The organism is Nonomuraea sp. 10N515B (assembly GCF_052245915.1).
In the GTDB taxonomy this organism is placed as follows: domain Bacteria; phylum Actinomycetota; class Actinomycetes; order Streptosporangiales; family Streptosporangiaceae; genus Nonomuraea.
This window is the reverse complement of the sequence record NZ_JBQQBQ010000163.1, coordinates 1-2,835: the sequence shown is the minus strand read 5'-3', so window position 1 is coordinate 2,835 and position 2,835 is coordinate 1. Positions and strand designations below refer to the sequence as shown.

At 64.8% G+C, this 2,835-nt stretch carries 3 protein-coding genes and 1 pseudogene; 1 reads left to right on the top strand and 3 read right to left on the bottom strand.

Features of this window, described 5'->3' with window-relative positions:
- Nucleotides 1-67 precede the first annotated feature (67 nt).
- The 3 genes and pseudogenes from ACTWQA_RS58730 to ACTWQA_RS58720 form a co-directional block, all read right to left on the bottom strand.
- On the bottom strand, nucleotides 68-223 hold the full coding sequence (locus tag ACTWQA_RS58730) for a hypothetical protein (RefSeq protein ID WP_443167446.1): 156 nt from the start codon (nucleotides 221-223) through the stop codon (nucleotides 68-70).
- A gap of 127 nt (nucleotides 224-350) precedes the next feature.
- Nucleotides 351-1,360: pseudogene (locus ACTWQA_RS58725) on the bottom strand (ISL3 family transposase).
- Nucleotides 1,361-1,580: 220 nt separating this feature from the next.
- Nucleotides 1,581-1,949, bottom strand: a complete 369-nt coding sequence (locus tag ACTWQA_RS58720; protein ID WP_153262873.1) for a VOC family protein — start codon at nucleotides 1,947-1,949, stop codon at nucleotides 1,581-1,583.
- Between the two features lie 63 nt (nucleotides 1,950-2,012).
- On the opposite strand from ACTWQA_RS58720, the gene ACTWQA_RS58715 reads away from it, so the two are divergent.
- The gene (locus ACTWQA_RS58715) at nucleotides 2,013-2,471 is read left to right on the top strand and encodes a MarR family winged helix-turn-helix transcriptional regulator (protein ID WP_138720978.1); all 459 of its coding nucleotides are present in this window, start codon (nucleotides 2,013-2,015) and stop codon (nucleotides 2,469-2,471) included.
- The last annotated feature ends 364 nt before the right edge of the window (nucleotides 2,472-2,835 follow it).

Below are 2,835 nucleotides of genomic sequence, written 5' to 3'. Positions count from 1 at the left end.
TTGAATCCCCCGCTTCCGTGCTGGACAGCGGAAGGTAATCGCATCCACCACGATGATCGGGAAGGAGTTAGCGCAGGTCATACACGTCAGAGACGGAGCCTTGAGGGCTCAAGATAACGAAGCCGAGCCGCGTCGCCCCGGACTTGTTCGCGAGCAGCGCGAACTCCTCCTCATCCAGCGCCCAGCACTCGATCAGGTCCTCTAACTCCCATTCGCGTCGCATGTCCCGCACCCTTTCTCCTGGACCTCCAACGAAGGCCAGGAGAAACATGGTTTGTAACCGCTCGGATACCGACTGGTATGTCACACCCGTGATGGCGACGCAACGCGCCAGAGACATAACGGGCTCTTCACAGACGAGGGTGTAGTCGCGGCCTGAAGCCGCCGGTCTCGAGCAGGGACCTAGCGATGTAGTTGGTGAGGTTGCGGAAACCGAGAGCGGAGCCGCGTAGGTGTTCGAGTCGTCCCGCCCGCGGCGCGAGAGCTTGGGCGGGTCGTCCTTGCGGCCGCGGTGGCCATGGAGGATCTGCTGGATCCGGCGCCGGCACTGGTCGAGCGCCTCACCGGCCAGCCGCACGACGTGGAAGGGGTCCATCACCGCGACCGCGTCAGGGAGCTCTTCGGCGGTGTCGGTCTTGAAACCGGTAAATCCGTCCATCGCAACGACCTCGACCCCGTCGCGCCAAGCCTTGGGTCGTTCGGTCAGCCAGGTCTTGAACGCCTGTTTGGAGCGGCCCTCGACTATGTCCAGCAGCCGCGCCGGCCCGGTGCCGTCACGGATCCCGGTGAGGTCGATGATCATGGTGACGTACTTGTCGCCGCGGCGGGTGTGTCGCCACACGTGCTCGTCGACCCCGATCACGTGGACGCCGTCGAAGCGATGCTCGTCGTTGATCAGGACCTGCTTGCCCTCGGCCAGGACCGCGTCGTTGGCGGTGTTCCACGAAACCGCGAGGCCTTCGGCGATTCGGGCCACGGTCAGGTGATGGACCACGATTGCCTCCAGTGCCCACCGCAGCCCGCGGCGCGAGAGCTTCGCTCGTGGCTCGGCGGCACGGGTGGTGTCCTGGCGCCACACGTGCCCGCAGGCGCCGCACCGGTAACGGCGGATCGTGACCAGCAGCGTCGTGGGAGGCCACCCGAACGGCTCGTGAGCAAGGCGCCTGGTCACGGTGTCCCGCGGCGATCCCTGCGACCCGCAGCGCCGGCACCACTGGTCAGGTTCAACGACACGGCAGGCGAGGACGGCACGGTCGGGGTCGAGTCGTTGGCCGGTGACCTCGAGTCCGAGTTCGTCGAGTCGGCAGAAGGTGGTCAGATCAGCGCAGGCGAAGCCCGCGCCGACGGTAGCATCGGGCACGTCGAGGTCTTCCGGTGGGCGGCGTAGGAACCTCTATCCTTGAGAGACCTCGACGTGCCGAACCATGACCGCCCGGCCTCGACGTCACACTCCGTCCACCCCACGTGTGAAGAGCCGGAAAAGTGATCACCCCGGGTAAACAAACGTCGCCTGGATTCTCGAGCCTCGGGCGCAACCTCGGTCTTTGGGGGCCGGTGATCGTCCGGTGGCGTTTGGCCTGTCAGGCGCGATCGTGGAGAGTGATCTGGTAGCCGTCGGGGTCGGCGAAGGTGAATGTCCGACCGAAGGGGCCGTCGATCGGTGCGGAGACGATGGTGTGACCGTCGGCGACCAGAGCATCGTGAATGGCTTGGACGTCTGTGGCGTGGAGCCAGATCGCGGCACCGATGCCGGGCTGAGCAGCGGATGCGAGATCGGTGCCGGGAACGATGTCGCGGAGTGCGAACGCGATCGGCTTCGTCTCGAAGACGACGGCGTGCGGAGGTCCGGTCTGCGAGCGGACGAGGCCGAGGTACTGCTCGTAGAACGCCTGCGAAGCGTCGAGGTCGCGCGCTTGGAGCGAGATGAAGTCGGGGCCGGTGGCGGGCATGATGATGCTCCTTCTCTTCGTGTCAGTTTTCTGACACAGGCCAATCTATGTCAGAATACTGACATGAGTCAAAACGGTGTCGGCGTCGACCTGGAGACGTCACTGGGCTACCTGCTGAAAGAGGCGTCGAGCGCCCTCCGTGCAGCCATGGAGGAGGTGCTGCGGCCGCTCGGGATGAGCGTGACGCACTACTCCTGCCTCGAGCTGCTGGCTCAACGACCGGGCTTGTCGAACTCCGAGCTCGCACGGGGCGCGTTCGTGACCCGGCAGACGATGAACGTGCTGCTCCAGGCCCTGGAACGAGACGGCTACGTGACCAGGCCTGCTGAGGCACCCGTCGGAAAGGTTCTTCCCACGCGGCTCACGCCTCGCGGCCGACGGAGCCTCGAGAAGGCGACCGTAGCGGTCCGGTCCGTCGAGGTCAGAATGCTGGCCGGCATGACCGAGACCGAGCAGTCAGACGCGTTCCGGATCCTGCGGAGCATGATCCATTCCCTGCGCGATGGCAACGACGGTGCATAGCTCGTTCCCCGGCGCACGTCTCGTCGCGCTCGGATAGGAGTGCAGCCGAGCGTGAAAATCCGTGCGGACGACCTCGAAAACCGACGGACCCCGACTACACCCTCTTCTGCGATGAGCCACATAACGCTTTGCTACATTGCGGCCCGGCCTCACGAAGGAGTCCATGGCCAAGCCTCACAGCAGTAGTCACACAGCGTTACTTTGCGGCTGGTGACGCGGACCCGAGTGGAAGGCCTTGATTTCCCAGAGTTCGGGCGAACTGAAGGTTCCTCACGCTGAATCCAGGGGTCTTCAGGCTTCATGGACGATTTTGACCCTTGGGTTCGTCTCGACTGGCGGGGTCCTGTTCCTCCGCAGTGCTCGT